This is a genomic window from Streptomyces sp. NBC_00376, assembly GCF_036077095.1.
GTDB lineage: Bacteria > Actinomycetota > Actinomycetes > Streptomycetales > Streptomycetaceae > Streptomyces.
Genome location: NZ_CP107960.1, coordinates 2167403 through 2185816, shown reverse-complemented (window position 1 = coordinate 2185816; position 18414 = coordinate 2167403). Strand labels below are relative to the sequence as shown.

Below are 18414 nucleotides of genomic sequence, written 5' to 3'. Positions count from 1 at the left end.
ATGCATGGGGGAGTGGTTCGGGTGCTGGGGTCGTTGGCTTCGCAGGGTGGTGGCTTCGGGAATGTGGTGCTCCCGGAGGTGTTCGGCGAATGGGTGGTGCGCACACCGGACGCGCCCGCCGTGGTGTGTGCCGGCGAACGGGTGTCGTACGCGGAGCTCGACGCCCGGGCCAACCGGCTGGCGCACGCGCTGCTGGACGAGGGCGTTGTGCCCGGATCCCGCGTCGGTATCTGCCTGAACCGGGGCATACGCCCTGTCGTCGCCCTGCTCGGGGTGCTCAAGGCGGGTGCGGCAGCGGTGCCGCTCGACCCCGAATACCCGCTGGACCGGCTGGAGTTCATGGTCGCCGACTCGGGCGCGGACGTGGTGCTCGCCGAGGCCGCGACCGCGGAGACGGTCGTCGCCACCGGCGGCCGGGCGGTGTGCTGGGAGAACCTCGGCCTCGATACCCGGCACACCACCGCGCCGCAGGTCACCCTGTTTCCGCAGAGTGCGGCGTATGTGTTCTACACGTCGGGTTCGACGGGTCGTCCGAAGGGTGTGGTTCTGCCGCACGAGGGGTTTGTTCGGGTGGTGCGTGATCCGAATTTCGGTGTTCGTGCGAGTGATGTGGTGTCTCAGTTGAGCACTCTGTCCTTTGATGCGGGTGCTCTGGAGGTGTGGGGTGCGCTGCTGAATGGTGCGGCTCTTGCGGTGTCGGTGGAGCGGGTGTTGTCGGTGGAGGAGTTGGGGGGGTTTGTTCGTGTTCATGGTGTGAGTGTGATGTGGTTGACGGCGGGTCTGTTCCATGAGGTTGTGGATGCGGATGTGCGTGTTCTTGGTGGTGTGCGTGTGGTGATGGCGGGTGGTGATGCGCTTTCGTCCCGTCATTGTCGGCGGGTGTTGGACGAGGTGCCGGGTGTTCGGCTGGTGAATGTGTACGGGCCGACGGAGGTTTCGATCATGGCGACTTCGCATGTGGTCGAGGGGTCGGTGTTCTTGGGTGGTGCGGCGCTGGATACGGGGGTGTGGGTGCTTGATGAGCGGTTGTGTCCTGTGGGTGTGGGTGTTGAGGGTGAGTTGTATGTGTCGGGTATTGGGTTGGCGCATGGGTATGGGGGCCGGGCTGGGATGACGGCGGGGCGGTTTGTTGCGTTGCCGGGGGGTTCGGGTGAGCGGATGTACCGGACGGGTGATCTGGTGCGGTGGACGGCTGAGGGTGTGCTGGATTTTGTGGGTCGGGTGGATGACCAGGTGAAGGTGCGTGGTTTCCGGGTGGAGTTGGGGGAGGTGGAGGAGGTTCTCGCGGGGTTCCCGGGGGTTTCGCGTGCGGTGGTTGTTGTGCGGGGTGATGCGGGTGGTGTGAAGCGGTTGGTTGCTTATGCGGTGGTGGAGTCCGGGGCCGGGGCCGAGACCGGGGCCGGGGCTCGTGTTGGGGCTGGGGCTGGGGCTGGTGTTGGTGTTGATGGGTCGGTGTTGCGGGGGTTTCTTGCGGGGGTGTTGCCGGATTACATGGTTCCGTCGGTGTGTGTGGTGGTGGATGGTCTGCCGTTGACGGCGAACGGGAAGGTGGATCGTCGGGCGTTGCCGGAGCCTGATCCGGTGTTGTTGTGTGGTGGGGAGTATGTGGCTCCGCGTGGTGTGCGTGAGGGGGTTGTGGTTGGGGTGTTCGCGGAGGTGCTGGGGTTGGAGCGGGTGGGTGTGCGTGATGATTTCTTCGGGTTGGGTGGTGATTCCATTCGTGCGGTTCAGGTTGTGTCGCGGTTGCGTCGTGCGGGTGTGGTGGTTCCGGTCCGGGTGTTGTTCGACTGTCGTACTGCGGAGGGTGTTGCCGCTGCGGCCGGGGTGGCTGACGATCAGGTTGGTGATCAGGTTTCCGGTGGGGTGGGTCTGGTGCCTGTGGGGCGTGGTGGGGTTGTGCCGTTGTCGTTCGCGCAGGCTCGGGTCTGGTTCGCCGCGGAGATCGATCCGGAGGGGACCGAGTACAACACCGGTGGTGCTGTGCGGATCCGGGGTCCGTTGGACGTGACAGCACTTGAGTCGGCTCTCGGTGCTCTTGTCGTGCGGCACGAGTCCCTTCGTACGACCTTCGCGACCGTCGACGGGCAGGGCGTCCAGGTCATCCACCCCGCCACCCCCGTCATCCTGACCGCCGCCGACTGCGCACCCGAGGACGTCGACCGCACCGTCCGGGGCCACCAGGGCACCCCCTTCGACCTGAGTACCGGGCCGCTGCTGCGTCCACTGCTGCTCAGGACGGCCGAGGACGAGCACCTTCTGGTCCTGTCGATGCACCACATCGTCACCGACGGCTGGTCCATGGGCGTCCTGCTGCGCGAGCTCGGTGAGCTGTACGCGGGCCGCATCCCGGCCGAACTCCCCATCCAGTACGCCGACTACGCCGTCTGGCAGCGCAGGACGCTGACCGGTCCGGTCCTCGACGAGGGTCTGGCCTACTGGCGTGAGCAGCTGGCCGGCGCCCCCGTCCTCGACCTGCCCACCGACCGGCCCCGCCCCGCCGTCCGCACCTCGAACGGTGCCAACCGCCGGTTCGTCGTCCCGGCCGACACCCTGGCCCGCTTCAGCCGGACGTGCGAGGAGCGGGGCGTCACCCTCTTCATGGGCCTGGTCGCGGCCGTTCAACTGGTGCTGTCCCGGCACAGTGGCCAGCACGACGTGGTTGTCGGCACCGCGGACTCCGGCCGCAGCCAATGGGAGCTGGAGAGCCAGGTCGGGTTCTTCGTCAACACGCTCGCCCTGCGGACCCGTATCGACGAGGCCGCGACCGGTGCCGAACTGCTCGCCTCCGTCCGTGAGACCGTCCTGGACGCCTTCGCCCACGCCGCCGTGCCCTTCGACCGGGTCGTCGACGCCGTGGTCTCCGAGCGTGACGCCTCCCGCAGCCCCCTTGTACAGGCCATGGTGCTGCTGCAGAGCATGCCCGGCGGACTCGGCGACTTCGGCGGCCTGCGCTGGAGCGAACACCCCCTCGACACCGACGCCGCCCAGTTCGACCTGCTGATCGCCTTCGAGGAGAACGGCGGCGAGCTCGGCGGCCTGGTCAACTACAACACCGACCTGTTCGACGCGGCCACCGTGGACCGCATCGCCGACCACGTGTTCATGGTCCTCGCCGAGTGGGCCGAGCCCGAGGCCGTGGCACGGCCCGTCGCGGCGGCCGTGCCCACGCTGACCGCCCACGAGCGGACCCTGATCCTGGACGAGTGGAACGCCCCGGACACAGAGCCGGCCGACGTCCTCGGCATGGCCGGACTCTTCGACGCCCAGCTGGCCCGCGACCCGCGGCAGACCGCCGTCGTCGAGGGCGAACTCGCCCTCAGTTACGCCGAGCTGGGTGCCCGTGCCGACCGCCTCGCCCACGCCCTGCTCGACCTGGGGGTGGGCACCGACGACGTGGTCGGCGTGTGCCTGCCGCGTGGGGTGCGCTGGCTGACCGCACTGCTCGCGGTCGCCAGGGCGGGCGGCGTCTACATGCCCCTGGACCCCCAGTACCCCGCCGACCGGCTCGGTTTCATGGCCGCCGACGCGGGCATGGCACTGATCCTCACCGACGGCGCCACCCTGGACCGCGTTCCGGAAGCCGACGTACCCGTCCTGCGGGTGGACGGTGAACTCCCGGCCGCGGCGGCGAAGCTGCCCGCCCCGTCCACCCCGGACGCCGGCGCGTACATGATCTACACCTCCGGTTCCACCGGCCGCCCCAAGGGCGTCCTCGTCCCCCACCGCGGCCTGGCCGGGATGGCCGCCGCCCACCAGCGCGCGCTCGGGCTGACCATCGGCTCCCGGCTTCTCCAGGCCGTCTCGCCCAACTTCGACGTGGCGATGGCCGACGTACTCTCCGCGTGGCACGCGGGAGCGACCTTGGTGCTGCCCGAGCCCGGCCCGCTGGCCGGCGAGGCGCTCGGCCGGGTCCTGCGCGAGGGGCGGATCACCCACCTGGAGATCCCGCCGGCCGCCCTGCAGAGCGTGCCGGACATGGAACTGCCCGAACTGCGCGGCCTGTTGGTCGGTGGCGAGGCCATGTCGGCGGAGTTCCTCGCCCGCTGGGCACCCGGCCGGACCCTGCGCAACGTCTACGGCCCGACCGAGACCACGGTGACCGTCACCGCAGGTGACCCCGTACGCGACTTCGGCGCCGACGGCGTCCCCATCGGCCGCCCCGTCGCGGGCGCACGGCTGTACGTCCTGGACACGCGGCTGCGCCCGGTGCCGGTCGGGGTCGCGGGCGAGCTCTACATCGCCGGACCCGGAGTGGCCCGCGGATACGTACGACGCTTCGGGCTGACCGCGGAGCGCTTCGTGGCGTCGCCGTTCGGCGGGCCCGGTGAGCGGATGTACCGCACCGGCGACGTGGTGAGGTGGCTGCCGGACGGGCAGCTCGGGTTCGTCGGCCGTACCGACCATCAGGTCAAGGTGCGTGGTTTCCGGATCGAGATCGGTGAGATCGAGTCGGCGCTGGCCGCGCATCCTGATGTCACTCAGGCCGTGGTGACGGTTCGGGAGGGGCGCAACGGGGCCAAGCGGCTGGTCGGCTATGTGGTGGGTGACCGGGTCGATCATGCCGGGATGCGTGAGTTCGTCGCCAAGTCCCTGCCGGACTACATGATTCCGACCGCCTTCGTGGTCGTGGGCACCTTCCCGCTGACCGCCAACGGCAAGGTCGACAGGAGGGCCCTGCCGGAGCCCGACCGGAGTGTGCTGTTGCGGGATTATGCCGCTCCGCGTACTGAGGCGGAGCGGGTGGTGGCCGAGGTGTGGGCTCAGGTGTTGGGTGTTGACCGGGTGGGGGTGCTGGACAATTTCTTCGAGCTGGGTGGCGATTCGATCCTGAGTATTCAGGTCGTGTCGCGGTTGCGGCGGGCGGGTCTGGTGGTCTCGCCGCAGGATGTCCTCGTCCGGCAGACGGTCGCCGGGGTCGCGGCGGCGGCCCGGGAGGCCGAGGTCCAGGACGGCGCAGGGACGACCGGCACGGTCGAGGGACCGGTGATGTTGTCGCCGGTGCAGGAGTGGTTCCTGGAGACACACCCGGTGGCTCCGGACCATTTCGGGATGTCGATGCATGTGAGGTTGGCCGGCGGGGTCGACGAGGAGGTGCTCGCGCGGGCGGTTCCGGTGGTGTTGTCGCATCACGAGGGGTTGTGGGTGCGGTTCTCCAGGACTGCGGAGGGCTGGCGTCAGCGTGCCGGTGGGCCGGTGCGGGTTGTTGTGGAGCGTGGTGTCGGGGGTGTGGTTCAGGAGGGGTTCCGTCTGGAGGGCGGTCCGTTGGTGCGGGTGGTGCTTTCCGGGGACCGGTTACTGATCGCCGTGCATCACATGGTGGTGGATGGTGTGTCGTGGCGGATTCTGCTGGAGGACATCGCTGTTGCGTACCGGCAGTTGGCCGCCGGTGAGGATGTGGTGCTGGATGAGACGTCGCTGTCGTTCCCGGAGTGGACGGCCAGGCTCGCGGCGCATGATTTCTCGGGTCAGGCGGAGTACTGGTCCGGTGTGGTCGCGGGTGCCGGGCCTCTGGTGGAGGTGCGGGGTGGTGTGAACACGGTGGGGTCGGCGCAGATGGTGTCGGTCGCCCTGTCCCGGGCGGAGACCGAGGCGTTGCTCCAGCGGGTTCCGTCGGTCTTCCGTACGCAGGTCAATGATGTTCTGCTGGCGGCGTTGGGCCGGGTGCTGGGGGAGTGGTCCGGCCGTGACCGGATCCTGGTGGATGTGGAGGGTCATGGCCGCGAGGAGGCCGTGATCGGGGCCGATGTGTCCCGAACGGTGGGCTGGTTCACGTCGATCTATCCGGTGGCGCTGGGTTCGTCCGGGGACTGGCGGGAGCAGATCCGTTCGACCAAGGAGATGCTGCGGGCCGTGCCCGACCGGGGCATCGGCTTCGGCGCACTGCGCCATCTGCACGGCGCCGACCTCGCGGACCCCGCACAGATCAGCTTCAACTACCTCGGCCGCTACGGCGCCGAGAGCGACCCGGACGTCTTTGCTGGCATGCTCCCGGTCGACGGCGACCACGCCCCGGACGAGGATCGCCCGTACCTCCTGGACGTGGTGTCCCGAGTGCAGGACGGCTCCCTCCATGTGGACCTCTACTACTCCGGCGCCGTCCACGGTCACGCCCACATGCGGGCGTTGGCGGAGCGTTACCGGGACGCGCTGGCCGAAGCGGTGGCGTACTGCCTGACCGACGGTACGGGCGGTCGTACTCCGTCCGACTTCCCGCTCGTCGCCTGGGACCAGGCCACGGTGGACCGGGTGGTCGGCACCGGCCGTGGCATCGCCGACGTCCGCCCGCTCTCGCCCATGCAGCAGGGCATGCTCTTCCACTCCCTGGAAGCGGCCGGCGATGCGGCGTACGTCGAGCAGATGTCCTTCGTCCTGGAGGGCGTGCACGACCTCGACCGGCTCGCCGCTGCCTGGCAGGAGGCCGTCAACGCCTCCGACGCCCTGCGCGTCTCCATCTGCTGGGAATCGGTGGACGAACCCGTCGCGCTGCTTCACCACCGGGTCGACGTCCCCATCGACCGCGCCGACTGGAGCGGGCTCGACGAGGAACAGCGTGCCGCCGCCCTCGACGAGCGCCGTGCCGCCGACCGGGCCGGCATCTCACTCGACGCGGCCCCACTGCTGCGCCTGTCCCTCGCCGACCTCGGAGCCGGCCGGGCCCAGGTGGTCCTCACCTTCCACCACCTCCTGCTCGACGGCTGGTCCACCCCGCTGCTGCTGGAGGACGTCTTCACCCGCTACGCCGGCGGTCGCCCCGAGGTCCGCCGCCCCTACCGGGACTACCTGGAATGGCTCGGCTCCCGCAACACCGAAGCCGGGCTCGACCACTGGCGCACCGTACTGGCCGGATTCGACACCCCCGTCCCGCTGCCCACCGACCGGCCGGTGACGCCCGAGCACCAGCCCTGGGCCACCCGGCACCTCCAGGTCGAGCTGCCCGGCACCCTGCCCACCGAGATCGGGGAGTTCGCGCGCCGTCACCGGCTGACCGTGAACGCGGTGGTCCAGGGCGCCTGGGCGCTGCTGCTCTCCGCCTGCTCGGGCCGGAACGACATCGTCTTCGGTGCCACCACGTCCGGGCGCCCGGCCGACCTGGCCGACGCCGACTCCGTCATCGGCCTGTTCATCAACACGGTTCCGGTACGCACGGTCCTCGACCCCGCCACCCCGGTCGTCCAGTGGCTCCAGCAGCTCCAGGCCGAACAGTGGGAGTCCCGCGCCCACGAGTACCTGTCCCTCAGTCAGATCAACGCGGTCACCGAAGTCCCCGCCGGGACCGGCCTGTTCGACAGCCTCCTCGTCTTCGAGAACTACCCCGTCGACGAGGACATGGGCACCCGGCACGGGCTGCGCGTACGCGAGACCTACGGCGAGGGCGGCAGCAGCTTCCCGCTCTCCCTCACCGCCTACACCGGCGGCCGCCTCGTCGGGGACACCGACCCCGGTGTGACGCTGCGCATGTCGTACGACCCCCACCTTTTCGCCGACACCACGGCCCAGGGCATCGCGGGCCGCCTCGCCGCCCTGCTCCGCTCCATGCTCGACGAGCCGCAGCTCGCCCGGATCCCGCTGCTCAGCACCGAGGAGTCCGCAACCCTCAGCGGGGAGTGGAACGACACGGACGAGTTCTGCCCGCCCCGCCTGCTGCCGGAGCTGTTCGCCACCCAGGCGGCCCTGACCCCGCAGGCACCGGCCGTCGTCACCGAGGACACCGTCCTCACCTACCGGGAACTCGACGAGCGGGCCAACAGATTCGCCCACCTCCTCCAGCAGCACGGCGTACGCCCCGACACCGTCGTGGCGGTCAGCCTGCCCCGCGGCATCGACCTCGTCGTCAGCCTGCTCGCGGTCGTCAAGGCCGGCGGTGCGTACGTCCCCGTGGACCCGGAGTACCCGGCCGACCGGATCGCGTACATGCTCAGCGACTCCGGAGCCCGGCTGCTGATCGCCGACCACGGCACACAGGCCCCGGCGCACGACGGCATCGAGGTGCTCGCACCGGGCGCCGGCCACGCCGCCGCGCAGCCCGCCACCGCACCGCACATCGAGACCCTGGTGCAGCACGCGGCGTACATGATCTACACCTCCGGCTCCACCGGCCGCCCGAAGGGCGTCCTGGTCTCCCACGCGTCGATCTCCAACCGCCTGCTCTGGATGCAGTCGGTGTATCCGCTGACCGGCGCCGACCGGGTGCTCCAGAAGACCTCGTCGAGCTTCGACGTCGCCGTGTGGGAGTTCTTCGGACCGCTGATCGCAGGCGCGGCCCTGGTACTGCCCCGCCCGGACGGCCACCGTGACCCGCAGTACCTGGCCGGGATGATCCGCGAGCACGGCGTGACGACCGTCCACTTCGTTCCGTCCATGCTGCGCGCCCTGGTGGCCGAACCCGCCACCAGGGCCTGCACCGGCCTGCGCACCGTGTTCAGCGGCGGTGAGATGCTGCAGGGCACCCTGCGCGACCAGATCCGCGACGTACTGCCCCAGGCGAAGCTCTACAACCTGTACGGGCCCGCCGAGGCGGCCGTCGACGTCACCTCCCACCCGGCCGAGCCCGACACGGCGACCGTGCCGATCGGCCGGCCCGTGTGGAACACCGGCCTGTATGTCCTGGACCCCTGGCTGCGCCCCGTGCCCGAGGGTGTGGCCGGCGAACTGTACGTCACCGGCGTGCAGCTGGCGCGCGGCTACGCGGGCAGGTACGGGCTGACCGCGGAGCGCTTCGTGGCGTCGCCGTTCGGCGGGCCCGGTGAGCGGATGTACCGCACCGGCGACGTGGTGCGGTGGCTGCCCGGTGGCGTCATCGAGTTCGCGGGGCGCGCCGACGACCAGGTCAAGGTGCGTGGCTTCCGCATCGAGCTCGGAGAGGTCGAGCGCGCGCTGGCGGGCCACCCCGAGGTGGAGCAGGCCGTGGTCGTCGTACGGGAGGACCAGCCCGGCGTGAAGCGGCTGGTCGGGTACGTGGTGGCCGGGGGCGCGAGCTCCGCCGAGCTGCGGGAGTTCGTCGGGCGCTCGCTGCCCGAGTACATGGTTCCGGCGATCTGCGTGGTCCTCGCCGAGCTGCCGGTCACGGCGAACGGCAAGGTCGACAGGAAGGCTCTGCCGGAGCCCGACCTGAGTGTGCTGTTGCGGGATTATGCCGCTCCGCGTACTGAGGCGGAGCGGGTGGTGGCCGAGGTGTGGGCTCAGGTGTTGGGTGTCGACCGGGTGGGGGTGCTGGACAATTTCTTCGAGCTGGGTGGCGATTCGATCCTGAGTATTCAGGTCGTGTCGCGGTTGCGGCGGGCGGGTCTGGTGGTCTCGCCGCAGGATGTCCTCGTCCGGCAGACCGTGGCCGGGGTCGCGGCGGTGGCCCGGGAGGCCGGGGCCGTGGACGCGGGGCCGGCCGTCACGGGCCCGGTGGTGCTCTCGCCGATCCAGGAGTGGTTCCTGGAGACGCACCCGGTGGCTCCGGACCACTTCGGCATGTCGATGGACATCCGACTGGCCGAGGGCGTGGACACGGAACTCCTGTCTGCGGCCATCCCGGTGGTGTTGTCGCATCACGAGGGGTTGTGGGTGCGGTTCTCCAGGACTGCGGAGGGCTGGTGTCAGCGTGCCGGTGGGCCGGTGCGGGTTGTTGTGGAGCGTGGTGTCGGGGGTGTGGTTCAGGAGGGGTTCCGTCTGGAGGGCGGTCCGTTGGTGCGGGTGGTGCTTTCCGGGGACCGGTTGCTGATCGCCGTGCATCACATGGTGGTGGATGGTGTGTCGTGGCGGATTCTGCTGGAGGACATCGCTGTTGCGTACCGGCAGTTGGCCGCCGGTGAGGATGTGGTGCTGGATGAGACGTCGCTGTCGTTCCCGGAGTGGACGGCCAGGCTCGCGGCGCATGATTTCTCGGGTCAGGCGGAGTACTGGTCCGGTGTGGTCGCGGGTGCCGGGCCTCTGGTGGAGGTGCGGGGTGGTGTGAACACGGTGGGGTCGGCGCAGATGGTGTCGGTCGCCCTGTCCCGGGCGGAGACCGAGGCGTTGCTCCAGCGGGTTCCGTCGGTCTTCCGTACGCAGGTCAATGATGTTCTGCTGGCGGCGTTGGGCCGGGTGCTGGGGGAGTGGTCCGGTCGTGACCGGATCCTGGTGGATGTGGAGGGTCATGGCCGCGAGGAGGCCGTGATCGGGGCCGATGTGTCCCGAACGGTGGGCTGGTTCACGTCGATCTATCCGGTGGCGCTGGGTTCGTCCGGGGACTGGCGGGAGCAGATCCGTTCGACCAAGGAGATGCTGCGGGCCGTGCCCGACCGGGGCATCGGCTTCGGCGCACTGCGCCATCTGCACGGCGCCGACCTCGCGGACCCCGCACAGATCAGCTTCAACTACCTCGGCCGTTTCGACGGCATGGGCGACCCGGACGTATTCGCCGGTCTGTTGCCCGCCGACAACGACCGCAGCCCCCGCGAGGAGCGCCCACACGTGCTCGACATCGTCGGCCGGGTCGTGGACGGCGAGCTGGAGATCCAGCTCCAGTACTCGACCGCGCTGCACACCGCAGACGCCGTACGCGCGTTGGCGGAGCGTTACCGGGACGCGCTGGCCGAAGCGGTGGCGTACTGCCTGACCGACGGTACGGGCGGTCGTACTCCGTCCGACTTCCCGCTCGTCGCCTGGGACCAGGCCACGGTGGACCGGGTGGTCGGCACCGGGCGTGGCATCGCCGACGTGCACCCGCTCTCGCCCATGCAGCAGGGCATGCTCTTCCACTCCCTGGAAGCGGCCGGCGATGCGGCGTACGTCGAGCAGATGTCCTTCGTCCTCGAAGGTGCCGACGATCCCCAACGGCTCGCCGCTGCCTGGCAGGAGGCCGTCAACGCCTCCGACGCCCTGCGCGTCTCCATCTGCTGGGAATCGGTCGACCAGCCTGTCGCCCTCGTCCACCACCGGGTCGACGTGCCCGTCCACACGGCGGACTGGAGCGGGCTCGACGAGGAACAGCGTGCCGCCGCCCTCGACGAGCGCCGTGCCGCCGACCGGGCCGGCATCTCACTCGACGCGGCCCCACTGACACGGATCTCCCTGGCCGGCCTCGGCCGGTCCCGGATCCAGGTGGTGTGGACCTTCCACCACCTGCTCCTCGACGGCTGGAGCACCCCGCGCCTGCTGGAGGACGTCTTCACCCGGTACGCCGGCGGTCGCCCCGAGGTCCGCCGCCCCTACCGGGACTACCTGGAGTGGCTCGGCTCCCGCGACACCGGAGCCGGGCTCGACCACTGGCGCACCGTACTGGCCGGATTCGACACTCCCGTCCCGCTGCCCACCGACCGGTCCGTGACCGCGGAGACCTGGGCCGCGCACGGCATCGACGTGGCCGTCGACCCCGAAGTGGGCTCCCGCGTGGGTGAGTTCGCACGCCGTCACCGGCTGACCGTGAACGCGGTGATCCAGGGCGCCTGGGCGCTGCTGCTCTCCGCCTGCTCGGGCCGGAACGACATCGTCTTCGGTGCCACCACGTCCGGGCGCCCGGCCGACCTGGCCGACGCCGACTCCGTCATCGGCCTGTTCATCAACACGGTTCCGGTACGCACGGTCCTCGACCCCGCCACCCCGGTCGTCCAGTGGCTCCAGCAGCTCCAGGCCGAACAGTGGGAGTCCCGCGCCCACGAGTACCTGTCCCTCAGTCAGATCAACGCGGTCACCGAAGTCCCCGCCGGGACCGGCCTGTTCGACAGCCTCCTCGTCTTCGAGAACTACCCCGTCGACGACGAGCTCGCCGCCCGGCACGGCCTCACCGTCACCGGCACCGAAGGCGGACTCGCCACCAACTACCCCCTCACCCTCAGCGCGTACACCGGTCGGCACCTGGTCGCGATGGGCGGCACCGCCGCCGAGATCGCCCTGCGCATCACCTACCGGCCCGAGCTGTTCGACGAGGTGACCGTTCAGGTCCTGGCGACCCATCTGTCCGCAACGCTGGCCGCGCTGACCGAGGCCCCCGACCGGCCGCTGTCCGCCCTGCCCCGGCTCACGCCGGTGGAGCGCACCCGGCTGGCTGCCTGGACGACAGCCCGCCCGGCGAACCCGGACACCACCTTCCTCGACCTCTTCCGGGCGAGGGTCGCCGAACAGCCCGACGCGCCCGCCGTCGAGTACCGCGGACAGGTCCTCACGTACGCGGCCCTGGACGAGCGCGCCGACCGGCTCGCCGCGGTGCTCGCCGCCCGTGGCGCCGGGCCCGAGACCAGGATCGGCGTCTCGATGTCCCGGACCGCCGACCTGGTCGTGGCCGTGCTGGCCGTGCTCAAGTCCGGCAGCGCGTACGTGCCGCTGGACCCGCACTATCCCGCCGACCGGCTGCGCCACATGGCCACCGACTCGGGCATCGCGCTGGTGCTCACCGAGAGCGCCCTCGCCCAGGAGCTGCCGTTCGCCGGCGAGGCCGAACTGCTCGCCGTGGACCGGCTCCCGGAGCCCGGCGACCACACGGCGGCCGGCTCGTGGCCACGCCCGCCGCTCGCGGCCGCCGCGTATGTGATCTACACCTCCGGCTCCACGGGCCGGCCCAAGGGCGTGGTGGTCTCGCACCAGGCCATGTCCTCGCTGGTCCAGTGGGCCGTTTCGCTCGGCGAGGACGTCTTCGCCCGGACCTGTTTCGCGACCTCGCTCAACTTCGACGTGTCGGTCTTCGAACTCTTCGGCACCCTCGCCGCAGGAGGCGTCCTCGAAGTGATGCGCGACGTACTGGAGCTGGCCGAACGGCCCGAAGGCTGGTCCGGCAGCCTGATCTCGGCGGTGCCGTCCGCACTCGGCGCGGTCCTCACCGAGGACGGCCTCGGCATCTCGGCCGGGCACGTGGTGCTCGCGGGCGAAGGATTCCCGACTGCCCTCCATGACCGGATCGGCGAGGTGGCCCCCGCGGCGGTGATCGCGAACATCTACGGCCCCACCGAGGCCACGGTGTACGCCACCGGCTGGTTCTCCGACGCCGAACAGGCCCCCGACGGCGGATCCGTTCCCATCGGGCGCCCCGTCGCCGGCAAGTCCCTCCGGGTCCTCGACCCGTGGCTGCGGCCCGTCCCGGCCGGTGTCTGGGGCGAGCTGTACATCGGCGGCCAGGGCGTTGCCCGCGGCTACCACAACAGGTTCGCGCTGACCGCCGAGCGGTTCGTCGCCGACCCCGTCACCCCCGGTGAGCGGCTCTACCGCACCGGCGACGTGGTGCGCTGGCGGTCCGACGGCGTGCTCGACTACGCCGGCCGCGGCGACGACCAGGTCAAGATCCGCGGCTTCCGTATCGAACCCGCCGAGATCGAGGCCGTGCTGACCCGGCTGCCCGGCGTCGCACAGGCCGCCGTGATCGCCCGCGAGGACCAGCCCGGGGTGAAGCGGCTCGCCGCCTACGCCGTGCCGGTCCCCGGCGGTGAGGCCCCGGACCCGGCCGCACTACGGGCCGCGCTGGCCGGCGTACTGCCCGAGTACATGGTCCCCGCGACCCTGACCGTGCTGGACGCGCTGCCCCTGAACGCCAACGGAAAGCTCGACCGCAGGGCCCTGCCCGCACCGGACCTGTCGGCCGTCGGCGAGCGGTACACCGCCCCGCGCACCCCGCAGGAGGAGCTGGTCGCCGAGGTCTTCGGCAAGGTGCTCGGCCTGGACCGGGTCGGCGCCCTGGACGACTTCTTCCAGCTGGGCGGCGACTCCATCCTGAGTATCCAGGTGGTGTCGCGGCTGCGCCGGGCCGGCGCGGAGATCTCCGTACGGCAGCTGTTCGACCACCCGACGGCCGCCGCCCTCGCCCCGCACGTCGGCGCCGCGTCCGGCACCGGCCCGGGCACGAAGGACGTGGATGCCGGGCCGGACGCCATCGTGCGGGTTCCCCGCGACGGCGCCCTCCCGCTCTCCTCCCCGCAGGCACGCATGTGGTTCGCCGCGGAGCACGACAGTGCCAGCGCCGAGTACAACTCGGGCCGGGCCGCCCGGCTGCGCGGGCCGCTCGACACCGGGGCGCTGCGCGACGCGCTGAGGTCCCTGGTGGCCCGGCACGAGTCGCTGCGCACCACCTTCGACACCGTCGACGGGCAGGGCGTCCAGGTGATCCACCCGCCCGCCCCCGTCGACCTGCCGGTGCTGGACTGCCCCGCCGACGCGGTCGACGCTCTCGTCCACCGGCTGCTCGGCGAGCCCTTCGACCTGCGCACCGGGCCGCTGCTGCGCCCCACCCTGATCCGGGTCGCCGACGAGGACCACGTAATCGTCCTTTCGATGCACCACATCGTCATGGACGGCTGGTCCCTCGGGGTGATCCAGCGTGAGCTCGGCGAGCTCTACGCAGGCCGGATCCCGGCCGAACTGCCCGTCCAGTACGCGGACTACGCGGTCTGGCAGCGTGAGCGGCTGACCCCGCGGACGCTGGAGGACGGGCTGGGCTACTGGCGGGCACAGCTCGCCGACGTCCCGGTGCTGGAGCTGCCGACCGACCGGCCGCGCCCCGCCGAGCGCACCACCCGCGGCGCGAGCTTCCAGACGGTGATCCCGGCCGAACAGCTCGCCCGCTTCACCGAGGTCTGCCGGGCCCGCGGCGCAACCCTGTTCATGGGCCTCACGGCAGTCGGCCAGGTCCTGCTGTCCCGCTACAGCGGGCAGCAGGACGTGGTGGTCGGCACCGTCACCTCGGGCCGCGACCGCGACGAACTCAAGGACGTCGTCGGCTTCTTCATCAACACCCTCGCCCTGCGCACACACATCGACGAGCGCGACAGCACCACCGCGCTGCTGGACCGGGTCCGCAGCACGGTCCTGGACGCCTTCGCCCACGCCGAAGTGCCCTTCGACCGGGTCGTCGACGCCGTCGTCACCGAACGCGACCCCAGCCGCAGCCCACTGGTCCAGGTGGCGATCAGCCACGAGAAGCTCTCCGGCGCCCCCGCCGGACCGGACGCGAACGGCCTGGACTGGCAGGACCAGGCCCTGAAGTCCACCACCGCGCAGTTCGACCTCACCCTCGACTTCGGAGAGGTCGACGGGGCGCTGCTCAGCAACATCGTCTACAACACGGACCTGTTCGACGAGGCCACGATCCGACGGCTCTCCGCGCACCTGCTCGAACTGCTCGGCGCGATGGCCGCCGACCCGGAGGCGCCGCTGCGTGCCGTGCCGAGGCTGACCGTTGCCGAACACACCGAGATCGTGGGCGGCTGGACCGACGGCGCCGAGGGGCCCGCCGGCGCGGTGCTGACCGAGGTCTTCGCCGACCGAGTGACCCGCACCCCCGACGCGCTCGCGCTGGTCTGCGAGGGCGAGCGGCTCACGTACGGGGAACTGGACGTACGCGCCGACAGGCTCGCCCACGCCCTGCGCGCCCACGGGGTCGGCCCGGAGGTCCGGGTCGGCGTCTGCCTGCCGCGCGGCACGGCCCCGGTCGTCACACTGCTCGCGGTGTTCAAGGCGGGCGGGGTCTTCGTACCGCTCGACCCCGAGTACCCCGCGGACCGGCTGGCGTTCATGATGGCCGACTCCGGGCTCCGGGTACTGCTGGCCGCGGGCGACACCCGGGACGCGGTGGCGGAGGCACCCGTACCGGTGCTCCTCCTGGAGGAGCTGGACCGGACGGCCGAGGCGGCCCACGACGGCCCGCCGCTGACCCGGCTCACACCGGCCAACGCCGCCTACGTCTTCTACACCTCCGGCTCCACCGGCCGACCCAAGGGCATCGTGGTGCCGCACGCGGGAGTACTGCGCGTGGCCCGTGACCCGCGTCTCGCCTTCACCGCGGACGACGTGATCAGCCAGACCGCGACGCTGTCCTTCGACGCGAGCGCGCTGGAGATCTGGAGCGCCTTCGCCAACGGGGCCGCGCTCGCCATTTCCACGGCCCGGGTGCTGTCGGTCGAGGAGCTCGGCACACTGGTGCGGACCCACCGGGTGACCGTGCTGTGGGTGACGACCGGCCTCTTCCACGAGGTCGTCGATGCCGACGTGGCGATGCTGCGCGACCTGCGCATGGTGATGACCGGCGGTGACGTGCTCTCGCCCCGGCACTTCCAACGGGTGGTGGAGGAGGCGCCGGAGGTCCAGCTGGTGGCCGCGTACGGGCCCACCGAGACGACCATCTTCGCCACGGTCCACCTGGTCGACTGGGCGGAGCAGAGGCCGTCGGTGCCGATCGGCACCCCGCTCGGTCAGACTCGCGCGTACGTACTGGACTCCTGGCTGCGGCCGGTCCCGGTCGGCATCGCGGGCGAGCTGTACCTGGCCGGCGAGTGCGTGACCCGGGGCTACGCAGGACACCCCGGGCTCACCGCGGGCCGCTATGTGGCCAGCCCCTTCTCGGCGGGCCGGATGTACCGCACCGGCGACGTCGTGCGCTGGCTGCCGGACGGGCAACTGGACTTCGTCGGCAGGGCCGACAACCAGGTCAAGATCCGGGGCTTCCGCATCGAACTCGGCGAGGTCGAGATCGCACTGGCCTCCCACCCGGATGTGGCCCAGGCCGTCGTGGCGGTACGCGAGATCACGCCCGGCACCAAGCGTCTGGTCGCCTACGCGGCCGGCACCGGCCTGGACCAGGCGGGACTGCGGGCCTTCGCGAGCGCCGCCCTGCCGGACTACATGATGCCGACGGCCTTCGTCGTACTGGACGCGCTGCCGCTCAACGCGAACGGCAAGGTGGACCGCAAGGCGCTGCCCGCACCCGAACCGGAGGCCCTGGCCGCGGCCGAGTACACCGCCCCGCGCACCGGGCGCGAACAGCTCCTGGCCGAGGTGTGGGCCTCGGTCCTGGGCCTGCCCCGGGTCGGCGTGCACGACAACTTCTTCGATCTGGGCGGCGACTCCATCCTCACCATCCAGGTGGTCTCGCGGGTGCGCGAGGAGGGCCTGACGATCTCCCCGAAGCAGATGTTCAAGGCGCCCACGGTGGCCGGGCTCGCGGAGCTGGTCACCGAGGCCGCGGAGCCGGCCGCACAGGAGCCGCAAGCCGCGCCGCCGGTCAGCGGAGACGTGCTGCTGAGCCCCATCCAGCGCTGGTTCTTCGACACCTTCACGGTGCCGGAGCACCTGACCATGGCCACCTTCGTCGAGCTCGGTTCCGCCGAGGTGGACCGGCCCGCCCTGGCCACGGCGTTCGCGGCGCTGCTCCACCACCACGACGCCCTGCGGATGCGGTACGTGCACGACGGCACGGGCGGCGCGGCCGGCTGGCACCAGTACAACCCGCCCGCCGAAGCCCGCTCCGTCCTCAGCTGCCACGACGTGTCGCGGGCGGCCGACCCCGAGGCGGAGACGGCCCGGCTGATCGCCGAGGCCCAGGGCAGCCTGAGCCCGGTGGACGGGCCGCTGATCAAGGCCGTGCTCCTCGAATACGGCGACCGGCTCCCGAGGCTGTTCGTCACCGTCCACCACCTGGTGGTCGACGGGGTCTCCTGGCGCATCCTGCTCTCCGACCTGGCGACCGCCTACGGCCAGGCGCGGGCCGGGCGCCCGGTCGACCTCGGCGCCAAGTCCACCTCGTTCCGCGACTGGACCCGGGCGCTGGCCGCCCACACCGGATCGGGCGCGCTGGACACGGAGGCCCCGTACTGGAACGCCCTCGCCGAGGGCGGAAGCGGACGGCTGCCCGTCGACCACGACGGCGCCAACCTGGACCGCAACCGTGCCGTCGCCCGCGCCGGACTCGACGCGGAGACCACCAGACGGCTCCTGCAGGAGGTTCCGGGCCGCTACCGCACGCAGATCAACGACGTGCTGCTGTCGGCCCTCGGCCGGACGCTCACCGAGTGGTCCGGCGAGGACGGTGTGCTGGTCGAACTGGAGGGCCACGGACGGGAGGAGATCATCGACGGGGTGGACCTGTCCCGTACGGTCGGCTGGTTCACCACGCAGTTCCCGGTCCGCCTTACCGCCCCGCCCGGCCCCGACTGGCGGCCACAGATCAACCAGGTCAAGCGCGCGTTGCGGGCCGTGCCACAGCGCGGCATCGGCTACGGGCTGCTGCGCCACCTCAGGGGCACCCTCGCCGAGGGCCCCGAGCCGCAGGTCAGCTTCAACTACCTCGGCCAGTACGACACCGAGGGGGTCGGCGACGGCTTCTACGGGGCGCCCGTCCCGTACGACGTGCCAACGGCACCGGCCACCGAACGCCGCCACCACCTGCTGGACGTCGTGGCGGTCGTCTCCGGGGGCCGCCTGGAGGTCCAGGTCATGTACGCGACGGACACCTACCACCCCGGGACGGTCGCGGCGTTCGCCGAACGGTTCGTCGCGGGGCTGCGGGAGATCGTCTCCGCGAGCTGACCCGGCCGGTCGCGGAGGAGGGGAACAGGCCGGCCTGTTCCCCTCCTCCGGGATTTCCCCGGTCTTTCAGCGACGCCTTAACACTGAATTTGGCTTTGTCTTTAGCTCGTTGTGTCGGCCGCCTTCTGGGTGGTGTTCTCGACTACTGATCGGTTCGTTTCT

The 18414-nt window shown here is 71.1% G+C and carries 1 protein-coding gene; it reads left to right on the top strand.

Annotated elements, in window-relative coordinates:
- Entirely contained in the window at positions 1-18252 is an 18252-nt protein-coding gene (locus OG842_RS09645; RefSeq protein ID WP_266733495.1) for a non-ribosomal peptide synthase/polyketide synthase, read from the top strand.
- The last annotated feature ends 162 nt before the right edge of the window (positions 18253-18414 follow it).